Source organism: Streptomyces sp. NBC_00670 (assembly GCF_036226765.1).
Taxonomy (GTDB): domain Bacteria; phylum Actinomycetota; class Actinomycetes; order Streptomycetales; family Streptomycetaceae; genus Streptomyces.
The window spans coordinates 1,563,876-1,589,225 of the sequence record NZ_CP109017.1 but is presented as its reverse complement, the minus strand read 5'-3'; the positions used below and the strand labels follow the sequence as shown (position 1 = coordinate 1,589,225).

21 protein-coding genes are annotated in these 25,350 nt (G+C 72.9%); 10 read left to right on the top strand and 11 right to left on the bottom strand.

From position 1 onward, the window contains the following. Positions 1-28: 28 nt before the first annotated feature. Both OIE12_RS07080 and OIE12_RS07075 read right to left on the bottom strand, forming a co-directional pair. A complete protein-coding gene (locus OIE12_RS07080) occupies positions 29-433 on the bottom strand; it encodes a hypothetical protein (RefSeq protein ID WP_030381211.1) in 405 nt (134 codons plus the stop codon). A gap of 124 nt (positions 434-557) precedes the next feature. Next, positions 558-1,361 carry a hypothetical protein gene (locus OIE12_RS07075; RefSeq protein WP_329132862.1) on the bottom strand — a complete coding sequence of 268 codons (804 nt, stop codon included), beginning with the start codon at positions 1,359-1,361 and terminating at the stop codon, positions 558-560. Positions 1,362-1,895: 534 nt separating this feature from the next. Between OIE12_RS07075 and OIE12_RS07070 the strand changes: the two genes are divergently transcribed. The 3 genes from OIE12_RS07070 (at position 1,896) to OIE12_RS07060 (ending at position 4,935) form a co-directional block, all read left to right on the top strand. Further along, on the top strand, positions 1,896-2,624 hold the full coding sequence (locus tag OIE12_RS07070; RefSeq protein ID WP_329132860.1) for a LysM peptidoglycan-binding domain-containing protein: 729 nt from the start codon (positions 1,896-1,898) through the stop codon (positions 2,622-2,624). A 206-nt stretch (positions 2,625-2,830) separates the two neighbouring features. Beyond that, the gene (locus OIE12_RS07065) at positions 2,831-4,096 is read left to right on the top strand and encodes a glycosyltransferase family 4 protein (RefSeq protein ID WP_329132858.1); all 1,266 of its coding nucleotides are present in this window, start codon (positions 2,831-2,833) and stop codon (positions 4,094-4,096) included. After that, on the top strand, positions 4,093-4,935 hold the full coding sequence (locus tag OIE12_RS07060; protein ID WP_329132855.1) for a hypothetical protein: 843 nt from the start codon (positions 4,093-4,095) through the stop codon (positions 4,933-4,935). The genes OIE12_RS07065 and OIE12_RS07060 overlap by 4 nt, the downstream gene beginning before the upstream one ends. Positions 4,936-5,061: 126 nt before the next feature. On the opposite strand, the gene ctaD is transcribed toward OIE12_RS07060, so the two are convergent. Continuing rightward, the gene (gene ctaD, locus OIE12_RS07055) at positions 5,062-6,750 is read right to left on the bottom strand and encodes an aa3-type cytochrome oxidase subunit I (RefSeq protein ID WP_329132853.1); all 1,689 of its coding nucleotides are present in this window, start codon (positions 6,748-6,750) and stop codon (positions 5,062-5,064) included. A 506-nt stretch (positions 6,751-7,256) separates the two neighbouring features. Between ctaD and OIE12_RS07050 the strand changes: the two genes are divergently transcribed. Beyond that, entirely contained in the window at positions 7,257-7,472 is a 216-nt protein-coding gene (locus OIE12_RS07050; RefSeq protein WP_329132851.1) for an I78 family peptidase inhibitor, read from the top strand. 40 nt (positions 7,473-7,512) lie between these two features. Here the strand turns inward: OIE12_RS07050 and OIE12_RS07045 are convergent, their stop codons facing one another. Beyond that, a complete protein-coding gene (locus OIE12_RS07045; protein WP_329132849.1) occupies positions 7,513-8,580 on the bottom strand; it encodes a phosphatase PAP2 family protein in 1,068 nt (355 codons plus the stop codon). A gap of 261 nt (positions 8,581-8,841) precedes the next feature. Further along, positions 8,842-9,999 carry a hypothetical protein gene (locus OIE12_RS07040; protein ID WP_329132847.1) on the bottom strand — a complete coding sequence of 386 codons (1,158 nt, stop codon included), beginning with the start codon at positions 9,997-9,999 and terminating at the stop codon, positions 8,842-8,844. 262 nt (positions 10,000-10,261) lie between these two features. Between OIE12_RS07040 and OIE12_RS07035 the strand changes: the two genes are divergently transcribed. Continuing rightward, positions 10,262-11,881 carry an MFS transporter gene (locus OIE12_RS07035; protein WP_329132845.1) on the top strand — a complete coding sequence of 540 codons (1,620 nt, stop codon included), beginning with the start codon at positions 10,262-10,264 and terminating at the stop codon, positions 11,879-11,881. 375 nt (positions 11,882-12,256) lie between these two features. Further along, complete coding sequence (locus tag OIE12_RS07030) at positions 12,257-13,447, top strand: acyl-CoA dehydrogenase family protein (protein ID WP_329132843.1); 1,191 nt, start codon at positions 12,257-12,259, stop codon at positions 13,445-13,447. A 44-nt stretch (positions 13,448-13,491) separates the two neighbouring features. Here the strand turns inward: OIE12_RS07030 and OIE12_RS07025 are convergent, their stop codons facing one another. Next, positions 13,492-13,929 (bottom strand): cell division protein SepF, encoded by a 438-nt coding sequence (locus OIE12_RS07025; protein ID WP_329132841.1) that lies wholly within the window; start codon positions 13,927-13,929, stop codon positions 13,492-13,494. A gap of 372 nt (positions 13,930-14,301) precedes the next feature. Here OIE12_RS07025 and OIE12_RS07020 point away from each other — a divergent pair, with 372 nt between their 5' ends. From OIE12_RS07020 to OIE12_RS07005, 4 genes are all read left to right on the top strand, one after another. Continuing rightward, positions 14,302-15,513 (top strand): DUF5685 family protein, encoded by a 1,212-nt coding sequence (locus OIE12_RS07020; protein WP_329132839.1) that lies wholly within the window; start codon positions 14,302-14,304, stop codon positions 15,511-15,513. A 93-nt stretch (positions 15,514-15,606) separates the two neighbouring features. Then, complete coding sequence (locus OIE12_RS07015; RefSeq protein WP_329132837.1) at positions 15,607-16,392, top strand: DUF1684 domain-containing protein; 786 nt, start codon at positions 15,607-15,609, stop codon at positions 16,390-16,392. Between the two features lie 270 nt (positions 16,393-16,662). After that, positions 16,663-17,571 (top strand): S1 family peptidase, encoded by a 909-nt coding sequence (locus OIE12_RS07010; RefSeq protein ID WP_329132835.1) that lies wholly within the window; start codon positions 16,663-16,665, stop codon positions 17,569-17,571. 167 nt (positions 17,572-17,738) lie between these two features. After that, positions 17,739-18,584, top strand: coding sequence for a slipin family protein (locus OIE12_RS07005; protein WP_329132833.1), 846 nt, complete (start codon positions 17,739-17,741; stop codon positions 18,582-18,584). 16 nt (positions 18,585-18,600) lie between these two features. On the opposite strand, the gene OIE12_RS07000 is transcribed toward OIE12_RS07005, so the two are convergent. The 5 genes from OIE12_RS07000 to OIE12_RS06980 all read right to left on the bottom strand — a co-directional run bounded on the left by OIE12_RS07000 (position 18,601) and on the right by OIE12_RS06980 (position 25,336). Then, positions 18,601-19,491, bottom strand: coding sequence for an NmrA/HSCARG family protein (locus tag OIE12_RS07000; RefSeq protein WP_329132830.1), 891 nt, complete (start codon positions 19,489-19,491; stop codon positions 18,601-18,603). Between the two features lie 88 nt (positions 19,492-19,579). Further along, on the bottom strand, positions 19,580-20,029 hold the full coding sequence (locus tag OIE12_RS06995; protein WP_329132829.1) for a MarR family winged helix-turn-helix transcriptional regulator: 450 nt from the start codon (positions 20,027-20,029) through the stop codon (positions 19,580-19,582). Positions 20,030-20,119: 90 nt separating this feature from the next. Then, on the bottom strand, positions 20,120-21,094 hold the full coding sequence (locus OIE12_RS06990; protein ID WP_329132827.1) for a DNA polymerase Y family protein: 975 nt from the start codon (positions 21,092-21,094) through the stop codon (positions 20,120-20,122). Beyond that, on the bottom strand, positions 21,091-24,705 hold the full coding sequence (locus tag OIE12_RS06985; RefSeq protein ID WP_329132825.1) for a DNA polymerase III subunit alpha: 3,615 nt from the start codon (positions 24,703-24,705) through the stop codon (positions 21,091-21,093). The genes OIE12_RS06990 and OIE12_RS06985 overlap by 4 nt, the downstream gene beginning before the upstream one ends. 256 nt (positions 24,706-24,961) lie before the next feature. Then, complete coding sequence (locus OIE12_RS06980) at positions 24,962-25,336, bottom strand: cupin domain-containing protein (protein ID WP_329132823.1); 375 nt, start codon at positions 25,334-25,336, stop codon at positions 24,962-24,964. Positions 25,337-25,350: the final 14 nt, after the last annotated feature.

Here is a 25,350-nt window from a genome sequence, read left to right as displayed (position 1 = left end):
CCGCCGCCGCCCGCCCGTGTGCGTTGCGTCAGGGGGCCCGGCGGGGGGCCGGGGGGAGGGCCGCCGGGACGTGGTGCATGCCGGTGGAGTGCCGGGGGGTGCCTGGCTGCCAGACGGCGGTGCCGGAGTGGGTCTGCTGCGCGGCGGCGGCCCGGCGTGCGCCGTGCGCGCCGGCGCTGAAGGCGCCGTACGTGCCGTGGGTGGGGGAGTGGTAGGTGCCGGTGCGGTGGTGGAAGGCGTCGCCGAAGCCGGTGAAGCGGAACTCCTCCTCGCCCGTGCGGTCGCCGGGCAGGGCCCGGTACGACCTGACGTACTCGGCGTAGAGCGCGTCGTAGATCGGCGTGGCCGAGGAACCGCCGGGGGCGTCCGCCGCGCTCCGGGCGGCCGGAACGGGGCGGAAGGCGGGGCGGCGGGGGGCGTCATATGCGTGCACGTAACTGCCAACGACGCGGCGCACCCGGAGGATGCGCCATTTCCCCCCACTCCCACCCTTAGGGGGCCAACCTCCTGAACCGCCGAGGGCGCGCCGGGGCCCCCGGCCGGCCGGCAAGGAACCGTCAGGTGCCCGCCAGGGGCAGGGCCGCGCCCACCAGCTTGCCCTCCGCCGCCGCGCGGTCCAGCGCATCCCGCAGCAGGTCCTCCCTCGGCTGCCGGCCGATGGATCCGACCGGCGCCGCGAACAGCAGCACCTGCTGGTGCTTGCCCGCCGCCGTCCGCCAGCCCTCCGTCACCTGCAAGGGCTGGTGCGCCTGCCACCACGCCACCGGCGATCCCCCGGAGGGCCCCGGCTGCAGCACCGCGTGCAGCCGCCCCATCGCGAGCAGCACCGACCACCCGTGCAGCACCCCCGGCGCCGTCTCGATCGCCGTCAACGGCATGAACCCCTGCTCGATGAGGAGCGGCAGGAAGTCGTCGCCCGCCCCCGTCGCCCCGGGCCGCGCGATCGGCGCCGTCGGCTCGACGACCAGCGCCGGATGCAGCTCACCGGCGATCAGCACGAGCCCGCTGGTGACCCCGAGCACCGCCTGCTCGGGCGCCGCCGCCCCCGGCACCTGCGCCGCCTGCCCGGCCTGCCCCGCCGCCGAGTCCGCCGTGATGGAGCGGACCGCGCCCTGCAACTGCTCCTCGGTGACCTTGACGACCTGCGACGGCAGACAGCCCGCGTGGGCGAAGGCGAGGACGGCGGTCTCCTCGCCGATGAACAGGACGGTGCTCGTGCGCTCCTGCTCGGAGTCGCCCGGGGTACGGCACGACGTGCAGTCGTACCCGCCGGGGGCGTTCTCTCCGGCGAGCAGCCGTTCGGCCTCTTCGTCGCCGATCTCGGCGCGTACGTCGTCGCTGACATCGAGCATGCGCGGCACGGGTGGCTCCCTCGGGATGCGTGCGTGACGGTGCCGGGTGGCTCCCGGCCATGAGCCGGGGGCCCGGCTCATGAAGAACACAACGGAGGACCTGTGGCCGGAGTCACGCCCGCCGGCGAACGGAATCGAACCAACCGACGCACAGGGTGAGAGCGTCCCCGGAATTCGTCACTCCCCGTCAACTGCGCCGACTGTCAGGGAAGTTGACGCGGTGAGGTGGCTCACAGGCCACCTCGTCGCACGGTCGACAAATCCGGAAATCAGGGAATGAAGTGGGTGTCCGGAAAACGCCGCTACCGGAAGTAACGGCTGTGTGGCCTGGCCGTACGGGCCGGCTGTTGCTGCCGGGCCGCCGTCCTCCCTACATTCCTCCGCCGTGTGCAACGAGCACCGCCCGGGCACGTCCGCCGGCCGGACCGGGAGGACGGTCCGGGGCACCACACCGACGGACGGGGCGGCGCACGACGACCGCGTACGACACGTGGCGCGCCGTGCGGCGTCCGGGGGACCCCGGGTATGCCGAGAGGGAACTACATGTCCGCATGTGCCGACAACTCCCGTCCTGACAAGGCCCGTACGACGCCGGCCACGGACCGTGCGCCGCGTGCGCCGCGCACGTCACGTACGGCGCGCCGGGCCGCGGTCCTCGCCGGAGCGGCGCTGCTCGCCCCGGCCGGACTGCTCGCCGCGACCGGCACCGCCGCCGCGGCCGACGCGGGAGTGTGGGACCGCATCGCCCAGTGCGAGAGCGGCGGCGACTGGCACATCAACACCGGCAACGGCTACTACGGCGGGTTGCAGTTCTCCGCCGGAACCTGGCGCGCCTACGGCGGCACCGCGTACGCCGCCACCGCCGACGGGGCCTCGCGGGAGGCCCAGATCGCGGTGGCCGCCAAGGTGCAGCGGGCGCAGGGCTGGGGCGCCTGGCCGGTCTGCTCGGCCCGCGCGGGAGCCACCGGGACCGCCCCGGGCGGCGGGGTGGGCGGCGCCGACGGCGCCTCGAACGGCTCCCGCCATCGGGCGGCACCCGAGTCCGCCCCGTCCCGGCAGCCGGCACGGGCCCCCGAACGCCCGGCGGCGGCGCACACCGACCGCGGTGCCTCGCGCGGCGCCCACGGCGACTACACCGTCCGCACCGGCGACACCCTCAGCGGTATCGCGCAGCGGCACGGCACCAGTTGGCGGCGGCTCTACAGCGCCAACAAGGACGTCATCGGCGCCGACCCCGACGTGATCGTCCCCGGTCAGCGGCTCGCTCTCTGATCCGGAACCCCACGTTCCCTCGTATACCCCCGAGTTCCCCTACCGCCCGTGACGCTTGCACAGGGCAAATGGTTCCACGAACGGGTTATCAATAGCGCATCCGTTCTGGAACAAGATGGTGAGGGAGCCCAACCCCTTTCCGCGGCGGTGGGTCTAACCATGCAGTAGGCGGACGAGCCAGGGGAACTCAGGGGATACAGGGACGCATGCATATTTCTTTCCTTCTGCACAACGCGTACGGGATCGGCGGGACGATCCGTACGACGTACAACCTCGCGTCCACCCTGGCCGAGCAGCACGACGTGGAAATAGTCTCCGTCTTCCGCCACCGGGACGAACCCGTCTTCGCCCCCGGCCAGGGTGTCCGCGTGCGTCACCTCGTCGACCTGCGCCGGGACACCGCCGACGCCGACGACCCCGAACGGCAGCGGCCCGCCGAGGTCTTCCCGCGCGCCGAGGGCCGTTACGAGCAGTACAGCGCCCTGACCGACCGGCGCATCGCCGAACACCTCGCCTCCGTCGAGGCCGACGTGGTGGTCGGCACCCGCCCGGGGCTCAACGTGCACCTCGCCCGGCAGACCCGGCGCGGCCCGCTGCGCGTCGGCCAGGAGCACCTCACCCTCGACAACCACTCGCCCCAGCTGCGGCTCGCGCTGCGCGGCGTCTACCCGAGGCTGGACGCGCTCACCACCACCACGGAGGCCGACGCCCGCTCCTACCGCCGCAAGATGCGGCTCCCGGGGGTCAGGGTGCAGGCCGTGCCCAACCCGGTGCCCGCGCCCGGCATCGAACCGGCCGACGGCTCCGGCAAGTGGGTCGTGGCGGCCGGCCGGCTCGCCCCGGTCAAGCGGTACGACCTGCTCATCAAGGCCTTCGCCAAGGTCGCGGCCGAACGTCCAGACTGGCGGCTGCGGATCTACGGCGGCGGCAAGCAGAAGGACAAGCTGCGCGCCCTGATCGACCAGCTCGGCCTGTACAACCACGTGTATCTGATGGGCCCCGCCCACCCCATCGAGCCCGAGTGGGCCAAGGGCTCCCTCGCCGCGGTCACCTCCAGCATGGAGTCCTTCGGCATGACCATCGTCGAGGCCATGCGCTGCGGCCTGCCGGTGGTCTCCACCGACTGCCCGCACGGCCCCGGCGAGATCATCTCCGACGGCGTCGACGGCCGGCTGGTGAAGGTGGGCAGCGTGGACGCGATCGCCTCCGGGCTGCTCGGCCTCATCAACGACGACGAGCTGCGGCAGCGGATGTCGCACGCCGCGCTCGAGGACTCCGCGCGCTTCGACCCCGCGCGGATCGCCGAGCGGTACGAGTCGCTCTTCACCGACCTCGGTGCCCGCGCCGGCGCCTCGCTGGGCGGCCGGATGCGCGGCTCTTTACACCGTACGCGCGCGGCCCTGCTCGGCAGCGCCTACGCCGTCCGCGACGCCGGACACGCGGCCTGGCGGCAGAAGGGACACACGTCATGACGCAGCCGCTGGCCGACGACCGGCCCCTGAGATCCCCGCAGTCCGAGGAGGACGCCATCCTGCCCCCGCGTGCCGACTGCATCGCCGACTCCGCCGGCGGGCTGACCTTCGACGTCCTCGACGGCGGTGAGAGCGGTCCGGCGCACCTCGTCCTGGTCAGGCGGGGCGCCGAGGACGACGTGGTGCGGCTGCCGTTGACGCCGGTCGCGCGAGGGCGGCTGCGGGCGGTGCTGCCGAGCAGTGTGGAGCTGGCGGAGGGGCGGTGGGACGCGCAGGTGCGGATCGGTGACGCGCGGGCGCGGCGGCTGACTCCCGGCGTCAACGATCTGCGGGCGCTGGTGGACCGGGCGCCGAGTCCGGACGCGGCGCGGATCGCGGTACGGATTCCGTACGCGACGAAGCACGGCAATCTCAGCGTGCGCAGTTGGCTGCGGGGGCCGCACGCGGAGGCGGGCGAACTCACCCTTGACGACACGCGGCTGATGGTTCGTGGCCGGCTCTATGGCGCCGGGCTCGGGGAGGGAGCGTACGTCGAGCTGGGTGCGGGGGAGTCGGTGCTGCGGGCGGAGGTGACGGCGGAGCGGTCGGTGCCGGGGGGATTCGTGTGCGTGGTGGACTACGCGGCGCTCACGCAGGGCGTCTGGAAGCTCTGGCTCCGGCCGGCCGGAGAAACCGGCCCCCGCGTCCGTCTGTCCCGCCTCCTGGACGACGTCCCCGACAAACACGACATCTTCCACTACCCCGGCACGGCCTACCCCCCCAATACCCCCAAACTCCACATAATCCCCGCCTACACCCCCTCCAACGACCTGACCCTCACCACGACGCCGACCACGTAGAACAGCGGGACCGCGCCGGGGGTGCGCCGTTGGGGCGCGGGGCTGCGTCTTCTGCGCGGCTCCGCCGCGGGGGCAGCGAACCGTCGGCCGGGTGAGCGGCCCGCAGGCGGGTGGTGGGCGGGCGACTCACCCGGTGGTCGACTGGTGGGCGCGCGGCTCCGGTTGGGGGGCCTGGGCCGCGTAGTCCGGGTGGTGGAGGTCGAACGCCGGGGACTCCGAACGGATCCTCGGCAGCGCCCGGAAGTTGTGCCGCGGCGGCGGACACGACGTCGCCCACTCCAGCGACCGCCCGAACCCCCAGGGATCGTCCACCTGGACCCGCACCCCGTACCGCGCCGTCCGCCACACGTTGTACAGGAACGGCACCGTCGAGATCCCCAGCAGGAACGCCCCGATCGTCGAGATCGTGTTCAGCCACGTGAAGCCGTCCACCGCGAGATAGTCCGCGTACCGCCGCGGCATCCCCTCCGCCCCCAGCCAGTGCTGCACCAGGAACGTGGTGTGGAACCCGACGAAGAGCGTCCAGAAGTGAATCTTCCCGATCCGCTCGTCGAGCATCCTCCCCGTCAGCTTCGGCCACCAGAAGTAGAACCCCCCGAACGTCGCGAAGACGACCGTGCCGAAGACGACGTAATGGAAGTGCGCGACGACGAAGTACGAGTCGGTGACATGGAAGTCCAGCGGCGGCGAGGCGAGGATGACGCCGGTCAGCCCGCCGAAGAGGAACGACACCAGGAAGCCCACCGCCCACAGCATCGGCGTCTCGAAGGAGAGCGAGCCCTTGAGCATGGTGCCGCTCCAGTTGAAGAACTTCACCCCGGTCGGCACCGCGATCAGGAAGCTCATGAAGGAGAAGAACGGCAGCAGCACCCCGCCGGTGGCGAACATGTGGTGCGCCCACACGATCACCGAGAGGCCGGTGATCGCCATGGTGGCGCCGACCAGCGTGAGATAGCCGAAGACCGGCTTGCGGCTGAAGACCGGGATGATCTCCGTGATGATCCCGAAGAACGGCAGCGCGATGATGTAGACCTCGGGATGGCCGAAGAACCAGAACAGGTGCTGCCACAGCAGCGCCCCGCCGTTGGCGGAGGCGAACACCTGCGCCCCGAACCGCCGGTCCGCCTCGAGGACCAGCAGCGCCGCCGCCAGCACGGGGAACGCGATCAGCACCAGGATCGACGTGAACAGGATGTTCCACGTGAAGATCGGCATCCGGAACATCGTCATGCCCGGCGCCCGCATCCCGACGATCGTCGTCAGGAAGTTCACCGCGCCCAGGATCGTGCCGAACCCGGCCAGCGCCAGGCCCATGATCCACATGTCGGCGCCGATCCCGGGCGAGCGGTCCATGCTGTTGAGCGGGGCGTAGGCGAACCAGCCGAAGTCCGCCGCCCCGCCGGGGGTGAGCAGGGAGCCGAGCACGATCAGACCGCCGAACAGGAACAGCCAGTAGGACAGCATGTTCAGCCGTGGGAAGGCCACGTCGGGGGAGCCGATCTGCAACGGCATGATCTCGTTGGCGAAGCCCGCGAAGGTGGGGGTCGCGAAGAGCAGCAGCATGATCGTGCCGTGCATGGTGAACAGCTGGTTGTACTGCTCGTTGCTCATCAGCTGCAGCCCCGGGCGGGCCAGCTCGGCGCGCATCAGCAGCGCCATCACCCCGCCGGCCAGGAAGAACACGAACGACGTGATCAGATAGAGGTGGCCGATCTTCTTGTGGTCGGTGGTGGTCAGCCAGTCCACCGCGATCCGCCCCGGCGTCCGTCCCGTCCCCGCCGGCCGCCGTACCGCGGCCATGGTCTGCGTCCCCATTCGCCTGCCCCTCCGCCGTCGCGCTCCGGGCTTGCCGTGCCCGCCGCCCCGGCCGGTGGTGCTCGCGCGGGGTGTCCACGAGCACGGCCATGATGGCGCGCCGCCCCCGGCCGCGACAGGGGGCGTGCGGCGGTCCTGTGCGGGAACCGTGTATTTCCCATGGCGTGCCGGGTTCCGCGGCGGAGCGCGGTATCGGCGGGAAAAAGCGTGCGGCGGGGGTGGTGCCCGTACTTCCGTGCGGGTATTCCGAATGGCTTTTCGGGGGCGGCCCCGGCATCGCGGAAGTCGGTGCGGAATTACGTTCGACGGGTGGCCCGAAGGCTGTGAAACCGCTCGTTCGAGTGAACCGGTTGGGCCGAAACGCGTGTCGTTGTCCTGTGACAGAAGCGTGACCGGCGGGGAACGTACGGAGCGTCAGGGGCCGTCGGCATCGGAGGGCCCGGCCGGATTCTCCTGGGCACGGCCTCCGCTTCCCCCGGACGGACGGCGCCGCCTACCGTGGCCGTATGGCACCCATTCCCACACCCCCCGCGGAACCCCACGACTCCCCGGAGGCGTACGTCGGCCAGGAGGCGGCGCAGGCCGAGCGGCTGGCCCGGGAGCGCGGCTGGACCACCGTGCGGTCCCTGGCGCCGGGCACGGTCATCACGATGGAGTACCGCGCCGGACGGCTGAACTTCGAGGTGGCGGACGGCACCGTGACGCGCTGCTGGAAGGGCTGAGCACCCGGGCCCCTGCCGGTCGCCCCGCGCCCCGTTACGGTCAGTTGCCGCCGAGCGGGCGGGCCGAGCCGGCGGCGGCGCGCGGCGAGCGGTCCGAGTGCGGCGGGCGGCGGCTGCCCGCCGGGGTGACCGGCGTGCGCTCGGAGCGCGCGGTGTGCGGCCCCGGCGCCAGGTACGCCGGTGCGCGGGACGCGCGCGTGGCGACGGTCTCCCGGGCCGGGGGATCGATCTCGTCGGCCGTACGGGCCGCCTGCGGCGCCGGAGTGGCCACCGGGGCGACCGGGGTGGGGGAGGCGGCCGGAGCCGGAGCAGGGGGCGCGGCGGGCGCCGGCGCCGGTGCGGGGCCCAGGAGGCGGCTGCGCCAGCGGTCCCGCAGGTCCAGGATGAACGCCTCGGCGCGGGCGATCAGCGGCTCGCACCACGGCAGCCCCAGCAGGATCAGCAGCCCTGCCGTCCAGCCCAGCACCACGTCGCTCAGCCAGTGCGTACCGAGATAGACGGTGGTCAGACCGACCCCGAGCGAGGTCACCGCCGACAGCGCGGAGAGCCAGCGCCGGGCCCGCGGGGTGGAGGCGAGATAGGCCAGGATGCCCCAGGTCACCACGGCGTTGGCGGTGTGCCCGGAGGGAAATATGTCGCCGCCGCGCCACATCTCGTTGGAGCCGATGGCGGTCGCGTAGTGCGGTCCGAGCCGTCCCATGCCGTACTTGGCGGCGCCGACCGTGGCGTTCAGCAGCAGCAGCGCCGCGCCCAGCGTGAGCAGCGGGCGCAGGGTGTGCTGCCGCCAGGAGCGCCAGCCCAGCCAGGACGCCACCATCACCGCCGTGGGGCCGCGCTGGCCCAGCACCACGTAGTAGTCCAGGAACGCGTGGATCTCGGGCCACTGCTGGTACGGCCGGAAGAACATGACCTGCCAGTCGAGCCGCACCAGCCAGGAGGTGATCACCACGGCCCACACGATCGCCCCGTAGAAGGCGAGCGTCCCGGCGAAGAGGACCACGCGGTGCCGGCTCATCCTCGGCACGTCGATGTGGACCGGCCGCTCCGGCTCACGGTCGAGCCGCGCGAACAGCCCGTCCAGACGGGTCAGCATTGCTTCGGTACGCACTCAATCGACGTTACAGCGAGTGAGCTGCCGTCCCCGCACTATCACCGGGTTTGTGATGACGATGTGATGTGGGATTCCTCTCAGCGGAGGCTTATTTTCTGTGTAATTCCTGATCGGAAGCCCGGTCTCCCCTTCATTTCCTTTGATCTTCGGGCGTTCCGGTTATGCGCCCGTATTCAATTCGTTCACCGAATCATCGGCCGGAATTCCCCGGGCGCTCATTGAGCCGTTCGAGGCCGGTCGGGGCGGCCCGAGGGACGGTCACGGCGGCCCGGAACCGTTCAGCCACACCGCCCCGTAGACCGCGGACGCCACCGCGACCACCCCCAGCACCGTCGCCGACCTGCGCGGACGCCAGGCGGCCAGGGCCCGGGCGAGCGGCAGCAGCAGTGGGAAGGCGGGCAGCAGCAGCCGCGGCTTGGAGCCGAAGTAGCTCGACGCGCACAGCGCCAGCGCGGTCACCACCCCCGCGTAGACCAGCAGCGGCAGTGGCTGGCGCTGCCGTACGCACGTCACGTACAGCCACACCACCAGAGCGACTCCGACCAGCAGCCCCAGACCGGCCAGGGCGGCGGGGAACGACGTGAACTTGTCGCCGACGAAGCGGGCGAAGGCGTACCCGCCGTCGAAGCCGTTGCGCCAGCCCGCCTGGACGTCGAGGTAACCGAACGGCCCGCCGCCCGTGCGGTGCCCGACCCACAGGACGTAACCCGCCGCCCCCAGCGGCGCCAGCACCACCCCGAGCAGCCGTGCCGCCGGAACGCGGGGACCGGCCCCGCCCTCGCGCCGCTCCCGCAGGCAGGACCCGGCCGCCGCCGCCCACACCGCGGCCACCACCGCAAGACCCACCGGCCGGGTCAGCCCCGCCAGCAGGGCCAGGACGCCCGCACCGGCCCAGCGGCCGGTCAGCACCGCGTACAGCGACCAGGCGGCCAGCGCGGTGAACAGCGACTCGCTGTACGCCATCGACTGCACGATCCCCACCGGCAGCACCGCCCACAGCAGCACCGCGCACAGGGCCGCCCGCCCGCCGTACACCCGCGCCGTCACGGCTTGGATGCCGCCGGCCGCGGCGAGCGAGGCCAGCGCGCTCACCAGCAGCCCCGCGTCGGCGTACGACAGCGGGGTCAGGGCCGCGCCGAGCCGCTCCAGCCAGGGCAGCAGCGGGAAGAAGGCGAGGTTGGAGTGGACGTCGCCATTGGGCAGCCGCACCTCGTAGCCGTACCCCAGCTCCGCGACCCGGGTGTACCAGAGCGAGTCCCAGCGCGCGGACAGCAGTGTGCGCGGGTCCGCGCCGTGCGCGGCGCTCACCAGCGCGAGCGCCAGCAGGCCCAGCGCGCGCACGGCGGCGTACCCGAGCAGGGCGGGCAGCCGCCCCTCCAACCGTGTCGGCACCGTACGCAGAGCAAGATCGGTCACGCGCTCGATTATCGACGCCGGCCGGGACCGGCCGGGCCCCTTCGCCCCCTCAGCCGCACGAGAGCGTGGTGTACACCACACGCATCACGCGTGAACGTGAGGGGTCCGCCACTGGCCACCGGCCGGAACTCGCGTACTCTGGCGGCTCACTCGCATCGTTGCGTGGGCCCCACGGAGCACCACTCCCTCGGGCCGCAGCCCCGCGGGGACGTCCCCACCCCGTGGATCCGCCGATGCGAGGAACCATCTGGGAGGTACGTACATGTCCGGGACGACCACGGCCGCCGTGCGATGCCGTCGGGAGCCCGGGGCGGGTGCCAACCGCTGGGTCGTCCTCGTCGTCCTCTGCGTCAGCCTGCTGCTCGTCGCCGTCGACGCCACCGTGCTGCACGTCGCGGTACCGGCCGTCACCGAGGACCTCGAACCCGGCGCGATCGAACTGCTCTGGATCGTCGACGTCTATCCGCTGGTCTGCGCCTCGCTGCTGATCCTGTTCGGCACGCTGGGCGACCGGATCGGCCGCAGACGCGTCCTGCTGCTCGGCTACGCGTTGTTCGGCCTCGCCTCGGCGATCGCGGCCTTCGCCGGTGACGCGCACGTCCTCATCGGCGCGCGCGCCCTGCTCGGCGTCGGCGGCGCCATGATCATGCCGGCCACGCTCTCCCTGCTCCGCCAGGTCTTCCCCGACCGGCGGGAGCGGGCGCTGGCGATCGGGGTGTGGAGCGCGGTGGCGGCGGTCGGCGCGGCCGTCGGACCGCTGCTCGGCGGTTTCCTCCTCGAGCACTTCTGGTGGGGCTCGGTCTTCCTCGTCAACATCCCGCTCATGCTGGTCAGCCTGCCGGTGGGGCGGGCGCTGCTGCCGGAGTCGCGGGGCGAGGGCGACGGGCCCTGGGACGTGGGCGGCGCGTGCATGGCCGCCGCCGGGCTGTTCGGCACCGTGTTCGGAGTGAAGCGGCTGGGCGGCGGGGAGCCGCCGCTGTCCCTGCTCACCCTGGTGCCGCTGCTGGCCGGGGCGGTGCTGCTGGTGCTGTTCGTGCGGCGGCAGCGGAGCAGGGCGCATCCGCTGGTCGACCTCGGGATGTTCGCCCGTACGGCGTTCAGCACGTCCGTCGGGTGCATCGTGCTCGCGATGCTCGCGCTGGTGGGCCTGGAGCTGATCGCGGCGCAGTATCTGCAGCTCGTGCTGGGGCTGTCGCCGTTGCAGACGGGGCTGCGGCTGCTGCCGCTGACCTTCGCGGCGATGGCGGCGGGGCTGCTGGGCTCCCGGCTGCTGCACCGCTTCGGGCCCCGGCGCACCGTGGCCGCCGGGTTCTGCCTCACCGCGGGCGCGGTGCTCACGCTCACCGTGATGGGCGGGCACGACGAGCCCGGGCTGCTGCTCGGCGCGTTCCTGCTGCTCGGGTTCGGTCTGGAGACGACGCTGTTCGGGGCGTACGAGTCGATGCTGAGCGAGGCGCCGGTGGAGCAGGCGGGGGGTGCGGCGGCGATCGGGGAGACGTCGTACCAGCTCGGTGCGGGTATCGGGATCGCGCTGCTGGGGAGCGTGATGAACGCGGCGTACGCGCCGGGGCTCGCGTCCGTGCCGGGGGTGCCGGCGGGGGCGTCGGCGGCGGCAAGGCATTCGCTGGGGGAGGCGTATGCGGTGGCCGGGCGGCTCGGGGGTGAGCGGGGTGAGCTGCTGCGGCAGGCCGCGCGTCACTCGTTCGTGCATGGGTTGCATGTGACGTTGCTGGTGAGCGCGGGGTTGCTGCTGGCCGGGGCGGTGATGGCGTTGCGGTTGCCGCGGGCGATGCAGTGCGCGGAGACGCCGGCGGAGGGTGCGGTGCCGGAGGGTGCGGTGCCGGCACCGCGTGGCGTGGAGACGTCCAGGGTGTCGGCGTAGAGGGGCCGGGGGAGGGTTCTTCGCCCCCGCCGCCCCTACCCTTCCCGTCCCTTCAAGGGGCGCTGCCCCTTGGACCCCGGAGGCTCGGTGGGTGGGGTGAGGCGCGGGAGAGCTCGGGGGCTTCTGCGGTGCGGCGGCTGCGGCTGCGTCGTGGTTGCTCGCGCAGTTCCCCGCGCCCCCTAAAAGCCTGGGGGCGCCCCCGGCTTTCAAGGGGCGCGGGGAACTGCGCGACCGGCCACACTCGACCCGCACCCGCCGATCAACCCACCCGCCCCGAGCTCTTCCGCGCCTCACCCCCACGCGGGTGGTGCCGCCTGGTGTTAACGTGCCGTACCTGTTTCCTAGCGTTGCTAGTTTTCGTCGCCGGAGGAGCCCGTGTCCGCGTCCGCCAAGCCCCCCGCCTTCGACCCCACCGACCCCCTCGGCCTCGACGACCTCCTCTCCGCGGAGGATCTCGCCGTCCGGGCCACCGTCCGCAACTGGACGGCCCGCCGCATCGCACCCCACATCGCCGAGTGGTACGAGAACGGCGAACTCCCCGGCATCCGGGAGCTCGCCCGCGAACTCGGCGCCCTCGGCGCGCTCGGCATGTCGCTCACCGGCTACGGCTGCGCCGGCGCGAGCGCCGTCCAGTACGGCCTCGCCTGCCTGGAACTGGAGGCCGCCGACTCCGGCATTCGCTCCCTCGTCTCCGTCCAGGGCTCCCTCGCCATGTACGCCGTCCACCGCTTCGGCTCCGAGGAGCAGAAGCAGACCTGGCTGCCCCGGATGGCCACCGGCGAGGTCATCGGCTGCTTCGGGCTCACCGAGCCCGACCACGGCTCCGACCCCGCCGCCATGCGCACCCACGCCCGCAAGGACGGCACCGACTGGGTCCTCGACGGCCGCAAGATGTGGATCACCAACGGCTCGGTCGCCGGCGTCGCCGTCGTCTGGGCCCAGACCGAGGACGGCATCCGCGGCTTCCTCGTCCCGGCCGGCACCCCCGGCTTCTCGGCCCCCGAGATCACCCACAAGTGGTCGCTGCGCGCCTCCGTCACCAGCGAACTCGTCCTGGACGGCGTACGGCTGCCCGCCGACGCCGTACTGCCGGAGGCGACCGGGCTGCGCGGCCCGCTGAGCTGTCTGTCGCACGCCCGTTACGGAATCGTCTGGGGCGCGATGGGCGCGGCCCGCTCCTGCTTCGAGACGGCCGTGGAGTACGCGCGAACGCGCGAGCAGTTCGGACGGCCCATCGGGGGCTTCCAGCTCACCCAGGCCAAGCTCGCCGACATGGCGGTCGAACTGCACAAGGGGATCCTGCTCGCCCACCACCTGGGGCGGCGCCTGGACGCCGGCCGGCTGCGCCCCGAGCAGGTCAGCTTCGGCAAGCTCAACAACGTGCGCGAGGCCCTCGGGATCTGCCGCACCGCCCGGACGATCCTGGGCGCCAACGGGATCTCGCTGGAGTACCCCGTGATGCGGCACGCCACCAACCTCGAGTCGGTGCTCACCTACGAGGGCACCGTCGAGATGCACCAGCTCGTGCTGGGCAAGGCGCTCACCGGTCTGGACGCGTTCCGGTGACCTGAACACCGGAAAGGGCGCGGGCGCCGGTGAGCGGCCCTGCCTCAGCTCTGGTTGAAGAAGCCGTCGGACGGCCCTCTCATCGCCTCACCGCTGACGATCTCCGTGTCCGCCGGCGTCAGCAGGAAGACCCGGGTCGAGACGCGGTCGATGGAGCCGCGCAGGCCGAAGATGAGCCCGGCCGCGAAATCCACCACGCGCTTGGCGTCGGCGGGCTCCATGCCCGTGAGGTTCATGATGACCGGGACGCCGTCCCGGAAGAGCTCGCCGATGGCCCGGGCGTCCCGGAAGCTGTCCGGGGTGACCGTGGCGATCCGGCGGCTTCTGTCCTCGGCCGCCTCGGAGGCCACCTTCACCCGGGGGTCGGTGACCCAGGCATCGCCGGACTCCTGACCCTCGGCGTAGTCGTCGTCGTAGTAACGCTCGTCATCGTTGTCGTCGACGAGGCCAAGCCAGGCACTCGCCTTGCGCACCGATCCCATGGACGCCTCCTTTCACAGCGGTCCTGCCTGCCTTCCGCATCCCCATGGTCGACCATGATGCGGAGGGAGCGCCAAGGGGATAGACGTCGCGCGGGGGTTTCGTGACGGTACTGGTGCAGAGCGCGTTCGTCGAGAGCCCGCGTTTCCCAAGGGTCGCGACACAAACGGGTGCTGACTGGAAGTGAAATATGATTCTTCACGGCGACCGGGTGACGGCTGATACGGACGAGTGAACGACACGGCGCCCCCGAAGAGCGCGTGAATCCCGTCCGGAGCAGGGCCGGAAGAGACCTTGAACCGGTACGATGCCGCAGCTCAACGCCGTTTTTCCGGTTTCCGCTCCACATCGTGCACACCACCGGGGGAAGTGTCGTGTTCGGAATCGTTCGCCCCTGCCGGCACCGGCTGAGCGAGGGGCTCAGAAATCAGTGGATGGCGCACTTGTGCGGGCTGTGCCTGGCACTGCGCCAAGACCACGGACAATTCGCGAGGGTCGCGACAAATTATGACGGCCTTCTCATATCGGTGTTGACGGAGGCTCAGTCCGCGCCCGCCGCCACGGCGCGGCGCACCGCGGGGCCCTGTCCGCTGCGCGGCATGCGGACCGCGTCCGTCGCCCGCGGCGAGGGCGCCCGGCTCGCCGCCGCGGTCTCACTGGTCCTCGCCTCCGCCAAGGTGCGCGACCACGTCGCCGACGGGGACGGGCTGCTGGCCCGCCGGCCGGTGGCCGTCGCCGCCCGCCGGGTCGCCGCGAGCTGGGGGCGCGCGGGCGCCCGCAGCGGACATGACGTCGGGTTCGACACCGCGCTGCTCGTCGACGCGGTGGAGCGGCAGGCCGGCATCGAGGCACTCGCCGGGCCCGGCACGCCCCTGCTGACGGTCACCGAGCCCACCGAGACGGCCACCGCGGCCGCGTTCGCGCACACCGCGCTGCTCGCCGGGCGCCCGGCCAACGCGGAGCCCCTCGCCGAGGCGGGACGGCTCTTCGGGCGGCTCGCGCATCTGCTGGACGCGGTCGAGGACCAGGTCCAGGACGCCGCCACCGGCGCGTGGAACCCGCTCACCGCGACCGGCACCCCGGCCGCCGAGGCCCGGCGGCTCGCCGACGACGCGCTGCACGGGATCCGGCTGGCGCTGCGCGAGGTGGAGTTCACCGATCCGGCGCTGGCGCACCTGCTGCTCGTGCACGAACTGCCGCGCTCGGTGGACCGGGCGTTCGGGACGGAGTCGTGCGGGCATGGCGGGCACGGTGGCCAGGCGCGGGGGGCGTTCGGCCCGCCGCAGCCCCCGCACGGGGTACCGCAGTCGCCCTACGGCCCGCCGCGGTCCCCGTACGGGCCCCCGCCGTTCGGGCCGCCGGAGCCGCCGCGGCCGCCGGAGAAGCGGGGCTGGCTCGCGGGGTGCGCGGTCGCCACGGGGCTGTGCTGCACCTGCCAGGTGTGCTGCGCCGACGAGTACGAGGGGCCCTGGTCGCGCAAGAAGCGGGAGGGGTGCCTCAGCAACTGCGACTGTGACTGCGACTGCTGTGAGGCGTGCAGTTGTTGCGAGTGCTGTGAGTGCTGCTCCTGTTGCGACTGCGGCTGAGGGCGCGACGGGACCGATTCGCCCCTGAAGATCTCCAAAAACCGGTATGGGCGCAGCCGGGCAACTTCGCACGCATATGAAAGGGTTGTCCGCATGACGACGGACGCACCCGAGGTGTGGAAGCAGTGGCAGGAACACCGTCTGGAGACGGTCTCGGCCCCCTACGGGCCCCTCGCGCTGACCGGCACCCACTGGATCGAGGACTTTCCGGACGGTCGAATTCCGGACACCCCCGGCCGCTGGTCGGCCGAGGAGGACGCGGTCGTGCTCACCGCGCGCGCGGAGGACGGGCTGTCGGTCGACGGGGAGCCCTTCACCGGCAGGATCCGCCTGGTCGCCGACCCGGGACCGGCGGAGGCGGCCCGGGTGGCGCACGGCGAGCGCCGCCTGGTCGTGCTGGTCCGCGAGGACGACTGGGGCGTACGCGTGTATGACCCGGCCGCCCCCGCCCGCCGGGAATTCCGCGGCATCGAGGCCACGCCGTACGACCCGCGCTGGACGGTGCCGGGCCACTTCACCCCGTACGGCGCCCCCCGGACCGTACGCGTGGAGAACGCCGACGGCCGGTACCGGGGGCTGCGGCTCGGCGGGGTGCTCGCCTTCACGCTCGACGGGCAGGACCTCACCCTCCAGGTCTCGGTCCGCGACGACGGCTCGCTGCGGGCCGTCTTCACCGACACCACCGGCGCGGACGGCGCGAGTTACCGCTTCCGGTTCCTGCGCGCGCCGGCGCCCGACGCGCAGGGGAGCACGACGGTGGACTTCAACCGCGCGCACCTCCCGCCGTGCGCCTTCTGCTCCCACTTCCTCTGTCCGCTCCCGCCGCCGGGCAATACGCTGGACGTCGCCGTCGCGGCCGGGGAGCGCACCCTGCGCTGACCCGACGCGCCGTCATCCCGCACGCGTCGCACACCGGTTCACGACAGTTCGCGCACGCCGTCCCTTCCGTATCCACACATGTGCCGGCCGCCCGCGTCGCTCGGCCGAAAGGCGCCCTTGCGTCCGTCGGCCGGGTGACCGAATACTGCCCCCACAGCGCTTGTCAGGGACACGGCGTGTTCGCAACCCGGACGCGTCGGTCCCCGGCTGCGCCTCACCGGGCCCCGTCCCCACGCGGGCCCCCGACTTCCCCCGATGGAGGAACGAAAAGTGAGGATCAAGCGCACCACCCCCAGCAGCGGCATCTCGAGACGGACCCGGCTGATCGCCATCGGTTCGACGCTCGTGGCCGCCGCCGCGATCGCGGTCCCCAGCGCGAGCGCGTCCGACACCGCCGCCACCTTCAGCACCGCCCAGCTCAACCGGGCCGGCGGCTCGGTGCTCGAGGCCAACGTCCCGGGCACCGCCTGGGCGGTCGACACGGCCAACCACCGCGTGGTCGTCACCGTCGACAGCACGGTCTCCCAGGCCGAGATAGCCAAGATCAAGCAAGCGGCCGGCAGCGAGTCCGGCGCACTCACCATCAAGCACACCCCCGGCACGTTCAAGAAGCTGATCGGCGGCGGCGACGCCATCTACGCCAGCAGCTGGCGCTGCTCGCTCGGCTTCAACGTGCAGGACTCGAGCGGGAACTACTACTTCCTGACCGCCGGGCACTGCACCGACGGCGCGGGCACCTGGTGGTCGAACTCCTCCCACTCGACGACGCTCGGCACCACCGCCGGGTCCAGCTTCCCCGGCAACGACTACGGCATCGTGCGCTACACCAACAGCTCGGTGAGCAAGTCGGGCACGGTGGGCAGCGTGGACATCACCAGCGCGGCCACGCCGTCCGTCGGCACCACCGTCTACCGTCGTGGCTCCACCACCGGCATCCACAGCGGCCGGGTCACCGCGCTCAACGCGACGGTCAACTACGGCAGCGGCGACGTCGTCTCCGGGCTGATCCAGACCACGGTCTGCGCCGAGCCCGGCGACTCCGGCGGTTCGCTGTACTCCAACAGCGGCGTCGCCTACGGTCTGACCTCCGGCGGCAGCGGCGACTGCAGCTCCGGCGGTACGACCTTCTTCCAGCCGGTGACCGAGGCCCTGAGCGCGTACGGGGTGCACGTGTACTGATCCGGTTCCCTGTGGTGCCGGCCGTGTGAGGGCCCCCGTACGCCGTGGCGTACGGGGGCTCGCCCCGGTGTCCGTCCCGGAGCTACCGTGAGGTTGGACCAGGTGCGGGCGGGCGGCCCCGACACGCCCCCGCGGCGCACCCTCGCTGCGGACCCGAGGGGGCCGACATGGTCGAGGAACTGGTGACGGCGGGCGTGGCCTTCGTCTGCGCCGCGGGTGTCTACCTGATGGCGGGGGCCAAGGTCGTCAAACAGTACGAGCGCGGTGTGGTCCTGCGGCTGGGCCGGCTGCGGTCCGACGTGCGCGGGCCCGGGTTCACGATGATCGTTCCGTTCGTGGACAAGCTCCACAAGGTCAATATGCAGATCGTGACGATGCCGATTCCCGCGCAGGAAGGGATCACGCGGGACAACGTCACGGTGCGGGTGGACGCGGTGGTGTACTTCCGGGTGACCTCGGCGGCCGAGGCCGTCATCCGGGTCGAGGACTACCGGTTCGCGGTCTCGCAGATGGCGCAGACCTCCTTGCGGTCGATCATCGGCAAGAGCGAACTCGACGATCTGCTCTCCAACCGGGAGAAGCTCAACCAGGGGCTGGAGCTGATGATCGACAGTCCGGCGGTGGAGTGGGGGGTCACGATCGACCGGGTGGAGATCAAGGACGTGTCCCTGCCGGAGACGATGAAACGGTCGATGGCGCGGCAGGCGGAGGCGGACCGGGACCGGCGGGCGCGGGTCATCAACGCGGACGGGGAGTTGCAGGCGTCGAAGAAGCTGGCGGAGGCGGCGGCGCAGATGGCGGACCAGCCGGCGGCGTTGCAGCTGCGGTTGTTGCAGACGGTGGTGGCGGTGGCGGCGGAGAAGAACTCGACGCTGGTGCTGCCTTTCCCGGTGGAGCTGTTGCGGTTCCTGGAGAAGGCGCAGCAAGGGGCGGCGCCGCCCCCTGCTGCGGCTCCTTCGCCGGCGCCGGAGCCTGTGCGGGAGGCGCGGGAGGTGCGGGGGCCGGAGGCGTAGGCCGGCGCCCGGAGGCTCAGGACACAGCCACGTTCGTGGGCGCGGTCCAGCCGGTGGCTCGGATCCATGCGGCCAGGTCCAGGGTGGCCGGCTCGATCGAGCGCACCACCGCGGGGTCCGAAGGGTGTTCCGCCGCCTTCGCGAACTCGCGGAACATCACCCTGTCGAGGTCGGTGGGAAGCACGCTCAACGGGAGGGCCTCGTACCGTGCCGGGAGCCCGGCGCGCGCGCCGAACGCCGCGGCGATCTCGGGACCCGTCAGCTCGTCGCCGACGAGTTCGACGGCTCCGCCGGGCGCCTCCGCGAGGTCGAGCAGGAGCGCGGCGGCGACCCGGCCGATGTCCCTGACCGAGATCATCTTCAGGGGGGCGTCCTCCGGCAGCGGCAGCCTCAGCACGATCTCCCCGTGCTCCAGGCTCGGTGCCATCACGCTCGTGAAGTTCTCCATGAAGGCGGTCGCGCGCACCATCGTGGCCCTGAGGCCGGACTTCCTCAGGTACTCCTCGATCGAGTGCTTCGAGTCGTGGTGCGGCACACCCGACTCCCGGTCCGCCCCGAAGACCGAGTTGAACACGACGTGCGGGACGTCCGCCTCGACCGCCGCGTCGACGAGCGCGGTACCGACGCGGATCTCCGCCTCGACCTCTTCGAGGCTGTTCGCCTCCGGGGTCATGAAGGAGAACCCCTCGACACTCGCCAGCGCCGCGGCAGTCGACGCCGGGTCGTCGGCCCGGACGGCCGCCAGTTCGACGCCGCGGGCGGCCAGCGCCCGAGCCCGGTCGGACCGCGGGTCGCGGACCAGGGCCCGTACCCGCGCCTTGTGGTCCAGCAGCGCGTCGACCACCGCCCCGCCCTGTTGCCCCGTCGCGCCGAAGACCGCGATCGTGCCGGTCGTCTGTGTGCTCATCGCTGCCACCCTTCAGTAGTTCATGGCGTGAACGAAATTAGTTCACGGCATGAACAGTGTCAAGGGTGCGTGCGGGTGCGGCGGGACCTCACGGGGTGACGGGCTGGTCCGAGGTGGGTGCGGAGAGGTCCGAGGTGTCCACGATGGCGGTGGCCACGCGCGCGAAGTCGCGCTGGTCGTCGGGGTCGAGGTTCCTCGCGATCTCGGGCAGGCGCTTGGCGATCTCGGCGTAAATGGCCTCGGCGAGCACCTTTCCCGTGGGTGTCGCACTGAGCATGACGACCCGCCGGTCCTGCGCCGAGCTTGTCCGGCCGACCAACTCGCGCCGCGCGGTGCGGTCGACCAGCTGGCTCAACGCGTTCTTGGTCATACCCAACGCCGCGGCGAGGTCGGCCATCCGCCGCGGCTCGTTCCTGACCGCGCAGAGCAGTGTGGCCTGCAAGGGGGTCAGGTCGAACCCGGCGCAGATCTGCGCGTACTTGCGTTGAATCACGACCGAGAGCCAGAAGAGCTTGTCGCCATAGTCCACATAGTCCACGCCGACCTCCCCGGTACCGATGGCGAACGATCAGCCTACTCGTCGCGGGCCGGCGGACCACGCCACGTACCAGGAACCTGCCGTGGGGCGTCACGCCGCCAGTGAGCCCGGTCCGATCGCTCCGGGGCCGAACTTCGCCCGGACCCGGTCCGCGACCTCCTCGATGCGGCGGACCTTCTCGTCCACCGGGTCGAAGGTGAGCTGGTGCGCGGCCCGCTCGGCGGGGGTCAGCCCCTCGGCGCGCAGCGCGAGGCCGCGGACCCGGGCGCGTTGCAGGCCGAGCGCCTCGTACAGGCGGTAGGCGGTCCGGGTGAGCGCCGCCGAGTGCGCGGTCGGCTCCGGGAGCGCCCGGCCGCGGACGGTCGCGGAGCGGTCGGCGTAGCGCACGGTGAGGGTCAGCGTCCTGCACACGTGTGCGGTGGCGCGCAGCCGGACGCCCAGTTCCTCCGCCGCCGAGAGCAGCGCGCGCCGGTGCCGGCCGGGATCGAGTTCGTCCAGGTCGAAGGAGCGTTCGGTGGCGAGGGAGCGCGCGACCGCGTTCGGGACGACCCGGCCGCGGTCGACGCCGTTCGCCCGCTCGTGCAGCTCACGGCCGGCCTTGGCGCCGACAAGCCGTTGCAGCGTGGCCGGGGGCGCGGCGGCGACCCTGCCCACGGTGTCGAGCCCGTACTCGCACAGCGTGCGGGCGGTGGCGCCGCCGACGCCGGGCAGCGCCCGCACGGGCCGTCCGGCCAGGAACCCGGTCACGCCGTCCGCGGTGTCCGGTACGGCGACGACGGCGCCCGGCGCCGCCTCCCGCAGCGCCATGCGGGCCAGCATCGGGCCGGGTCCGGCGCCGATCGCGCAGTCGATCCCGTGGTGGGCGAGCGACCGTACCCGGAACAGCCGGGCCAGTTCGACGGCGTCCCGGCCGAAGTAGCGCTCGGCGCCGCGCAGGTCGGCGAGCGCCGTGTCCGGCGGCAGCGCCTCGACGACGGGCGTGAACTCCTCCAGCAGTCCGAGCAGCCCGGGCAGGGCCGCCTCGTACATCGGCGGCAGCTGGAAACGTACGCAGAGGATGGTCATCCCGCACTCCCCGGACTCTGGTGCCACAGTTTCCTTCCGCCCGGCGGGCCCTCGCCCGCGGGGCGCAGATCGGCCCAGGGGTGCATCTCGTACCCCGTGGGCATCCGGATGCGCCGCCCCCGGCCGTCGCCCCGGTCGTCGTCCCCGCCCTGCTCCCCCTTGGCCTCCTCGGCCCGCTCCAGTTCCCGTCGCCGGCGTTCCATCGGGTCCGGCGCGGCGGAGCCGGCCGGGCGTGGCAGCCCGTCGGACCCGGCGACCGCCCCGGCCCGGACCCGGCCGCCGCCGGTGCCCCCGTCACGGCCGTCGCCGTCGCCCGCGGTTCCCGTCTCGGCCAGCCGGGCCGCCACCCCCTCGAGCCCTTCCCGCCGGCGTATCTCCAGCAGCTCCGCGAGGTTCCAGGCCGCCGCGCCCACCACGCTCAGGCTGCGCGGGCCGCGCCGCTGGACGACGCCGCGCACCAGCAGCAGCCAGGAGTGGAAGACGGTGTGGGCGCAGGTGTCGTGGGAGTCCTCGAAGAAGGCCAGGTCGACCAGTCCCGTGCCGTCGTCGAGGGTGGTGAAGACGACCCGGCGGCCGGAGCGGATCGGCGGGGTCTGGGTGGCCGCCTTGGCGCCCGCGACCAGCACCGTCTCGCCGTGCCGGGCGTCGCGCAGCCGTCGTGCGGACAACACGCGCAGCTCGTCGAGGAAGGCACGGTGGTCGTCCATCAGATGGCGCGAGGCATCCATGGAGAGGACGCCCAGCTCGGCGCTGAGCCGTTCCTCGTCCGACAGGTCGGGCAGCCCCGCGGAGGCGGTGCGCCGGCCCCCGGCCAGCGGGAGCTGGCCGCCGCCCCCGCCGCGGGCGCCCCGGTGCAGTTCGGTCAGGTGCAGTTGCAGGTCGCGCCGGTTGGCGCCGAACGCGTCCAGCGCGCCGACCTGCGCGAGCCGTCCAGCGACCGGTCTGCTGGGCCGGGCGCGTTCCCAGAAGTCGAGCAGGGAGGCGTACGGCTGTCCGGCGGCGATCCGCCCGGCCTCGGCCTCGCTGATGCCGTGCACGTCCGAGAGGGCGAGCCGCAGCCCCCAGGCGCCCGCACGCCCCTCGCCACCGGACACCAGTTCGATACGGTGGGCGACCCCCGACCGGTTCACGTCCAGCGGCAGCACCGGCACCCCCCGCCGCCGCGCGTCCGCGAGCAGCAGCCGCTTGGGGTACATCCCGGGGTCATGGGTGAGCAGCCCGGCGTAGAAGGCGGCCGGGTGGTGGGCCTTCAGCCACGCCGACTGGTACGTGGGGACGGCGAAGGCCACCGCGTGCGCCTTGCAGAAGCCGTAACTGCCGAACGCCTCGACGATCTCCCAGGTGCGCGCGATCGTCTCCGCGTCGTATCCGCGCGCGGTGGCCTGCTGGGCGAACCAGACCCGGATGCGGCCCTGCGAGCCGGGGTCGGACAGCCCGCGCCGCACCCGGTCGGCCTCGTCGAGTCCGCAGCCGGTCAGGGTGTGCACGAGGTGGATGATCTGCTCGTGGAAGACGACGACGCCGTACGTCTCCTTCAGTGGTTCCTCCAGGTCGGGGTGGGGGTAGCGGACCGGGGTCCGGCCGTGCCGGGCCTCGATGAACGGCCGCACCATGTCGGCGGCGACCGGTCCGGGCCGGAAGAGCGAGATGTCGACGACCAGGTCGTGGAAGGTGGCCGGCTGGAGCCGGCCGACCAGGTCCCGCTGGCCGGGCGACTCGATCTGGAAGCAGCCGAGCGTCTCGGCGGACCGGATCAGCCGGTACGTCGCCGGATCGCCCGGCGGCACCGCGTCCAGGTCGATCCGGTCGCCGCTGGTGCGTTCGACCTCGGCGACCGCGTGCGCCATCGCCGACTGCATCCGCACCCCGAGCACGTCCAGCTTGAGCAGCCCGAGCTCCTCCACGTCGTCCTTGTCGAACTGGGACATCGGCAGCCCCTCGCCGCTGGTCGGCACGACCGGCGTACGGCCGCGCAGGGAGGCGTCGGAGAGCAGCACCCCGCACGGGTGCATGGCGACCCCGCGCGGCAGCGCGTCGAGGGCCTCGACCAGCTCCCAGAGCCTGCCGTACCGCTCCCGCTCGCCCGCGAGCGCGCGCAGCTCGGGCAGCTCGTCGAGGGCCGCGCGGGCGTCACGGGCGCGGATGTGCGGGAAGGACTTGGCGATCCGGTCGATCTCGGCGGGGTCCATGGACAGCGCCGCGCCCACGTCCCGGATCGCGTGCCGCACCCGGTACGTCTCCGGCATCGCGACGGTGGCGACCCGCTCGGCGCCGAACCGGCCGATGATCGCGCGGTAGACCTCGATGCGGCGCGCGGACTCCACGTCGATGTCGATGTCGGGCAGCACCGGGCGCCGCTTGGACAGGAAGCGCTCCATCAGCAGCCCGTGCTCGACGGGGTCGGCGTGCGCGATGCCGAGGAGGTGGTTGACGAGGGAGCCGGCGCCGGAGCCGCGCGCGGCGACCCGGATGCCCATGCCGCGCACGTCGTCCACGACCTGGGCGACGGTGAGGAAGTACGAGGCGAAGTCGTGGTGGGCGATGATGTCCAGCTCCTGGTGCATCCGCTCCCAGTACGCGCGCCGCCCGGTGAGCCCGAGCCGGACCATGCCGGCCGCCGCCCGGGAGGCGAGGGTGCGCTGGGCGGTGCGGCGGTCGGCGCCGACGAGGTGGGGCTCGGGGAAGTGGACGGTGCCGATGCCGAGGTCGTCCTCGGGGTCGACCACGCACTCGGCGGCCGTGGCCCGGGTCTGCTCCAGCAGATGGCGGGCGGTCCCGGGGCGGAAGCCGGCCGCCTCCACGATCCGCTCGGCGGCGTGGGCCATGGCGGCGGTGTCCTTCAGCCAGGCCTCACCGGAGTCCAGCTCCTTGGTGGGGTCGACGGGGACCAGGCGGCGGGCGGCGTCCAGGACGTCGGCGACCGGGCCGAGGCCGGGGTCGGCGTAGCGTACGGCGTTGCTGAGCACGGGCCGCACGCCCTGCTCGGCGGCGAAGCCGACGGTACGGGCGGCCAGGCGCAGGGAGCCGGGTCCGGTGCCGGTGCGGCCGTGCCAGACGGCCTCCAGACGCAGGGCGGCGCCGTACGTCTCGCGCCAGGGCGCGAGCAGCCGGGCGGCGCGGTCGGGGCGGCCGGCGGCGAGGGCGCGGCCGACGTCGGAGTCGGGGCCCAGGAGGACGGTGAGACCGTCGCCGTGGTTGGCGTCCCGGGGCAGGAGCGGGGGGCCGTCGCCGGGCCGCTCCCCGTGGGCCGCGTGGGCCGCCGAAACGATTCTGCACAGATCGGCCCAGCCGGTGGCGCCGTCCCGGGCGAGGAAGGTGACGCGCGGGGCGGACTCGTCCACGAAGGCGCCGCCGCGGACGGGGGTGCGGCGGCGCCCCTTCGGTGCGGGGCCGTACGGGGCGACGGCCAGGTCCACGCCGTACAGCGGGCGGACCCCGGCCGTGGCGCACGCGCGGGTGAACCGGACGGCGCCGGCGAGGGTGTCCCGGTCGGTCAGCGCGAGCGCGTCCATCCCGCGCTCACCGGCCTGCTCGGCCAGCCGCTCGGGGTGTGAGGCGCCGTAGCGCAGGGAGAACCCGGAGGCGGTGCGCAGATGCGTGAACGCCGGCACGACACCACCTCCCGCGGGCGCGTCTTTCGCACCCCACTCGAACATTCGTTCCCTACCCCACCCTACCTCCACCTTCGAACGCGCGTACGAACCCCGCAAACGGGGCCTCACCTGCGGGAAAGGGGGGTCGGGGGTGGCTCAGGGGTGGTTCGGGAGCGGTTCGAGTGCGGGTGTGCGGGGGTGCTCGCGCGGTTCCGGTGGGCTCCGCGCCGTGGCCGAGAGTCCGCCGAGTCCTGTCGCGTCGCGGGTCGCGGAGCTAGTTTGCCCAGGGTGGAGCGAGCCGGGTGCCGTCGGCGAGCTCCGCCTCCAGGCCGGTGGAGGTGGTGACCCAGGAGACGGCGGTGCGGCCGGCGGGGTTCTCGATGCCGAGGGTCGTGCCCGGGTTGACGACCACGGCGTCGCCCGCGACGGCCCGCTCGGTGCGCCCGTCGAGGGTGATCAGCAGCTCACCGTCGAGCAGGTGGAAGACCTCCTCCCGGCTGACGGTGTGCGCGGGCGCCGTGGCCCCGGCGGGAATCTCGACCCGCCAGGCGCACAGCTCCTTGCTGCCGGTGTGGGGGGCGGCGTACGAGACGAAACGGGCGCCGTGGACCTCGTGGACCACGGCCTCGGACGAACGGACGACGGGCATGGGGACCTCCGGTG

Bases quoted from the DNA above. Each gene is read 5' to 3' on its own strand.
- OIE12_RS07070 (WP_329132860.1), top strand. From the start codon at position 1,896: ATGTCCGCATGTGCCGACAACTCCCGTCCTGACAAGGCCCGTACGACG.
- OIE12_RS07065 (WP_329132858.1), top strand. From the start codon at position 2,831: ATGCATATTTCTTTCCTTCTGCACAACGCGTACGGGATCGGCGGGACG.
- OIE12_RS07060 (WP_329132855.1), top strand. From the start codon at position 4,093: ATGACGCAGCCGCTGGCCGACGACCGGCCCCTGAGATCCCCGCAGTCC.
- ctaD (WP_329132853.1), bottom strand. From the start codon at position 6,750: ATGGGGACGCAGACCATGGCCGCGGTACGGCGGCCGGCGGGGACGGGA.
- OIE12_RS07050 (WP_329132851.1), top strand. From the start codon at position 7,257: ATGGCACCCATTCCCACACCCCCCGCGGAACCCCACGACTCCCCGGAG.
- OIE12_RS07035 (WP_329132845.1), top strand. From the start codon at position 10,262: ATGTCCGGGACGACCACGGCCGCCGTGCGATGCCGTCGGGAGCCCGGG.
- OIE12_RS07025 (WP_329132841.1), bottom strand. From the start codon at position 13,929: ATGGGATCGGTGCGCAAGGCGAGTGCCTGGCTTGGCCTCGTCGACGAC.
- OIE12_RS07015 (WP_329132837.1), top strand. From the start codon at position 15,607: ATGACGACGGACGCACCCGAGGTGTGGAAGCAGTGGCAGGAACACCGT.
- OIE12_RS07005 (WP_329132833.1), top strand. From the start codon at position 17,739: ATGGTCGAGGAACTGGTGACGGCGGGCGTGGCCTTCGTCTGCGCCGCG.
- OIE12_RS07000 (WP_329132830.1), bottom strand. From the start codon at position 19,491: ATGAGCACACAGACGACCGGCACGATCGCGGTCTTCGGCGCGACGGGG.
- OIE12_RS06990 (WP_329132827.1), bottom strand. From the start codon at position 21,094: ATGACCATCCTCTGCGTACGTTTCCAGCTGCCGCCGATGTACGAGGCG.
- OIE12_RS06980 (WP_329132823.1), bottom strand. From the start codon at position 25,336: ATGCCCGTCGTCCGTTCGTCCGAGGCCGTGGTCCACGAGGTCCACGGC.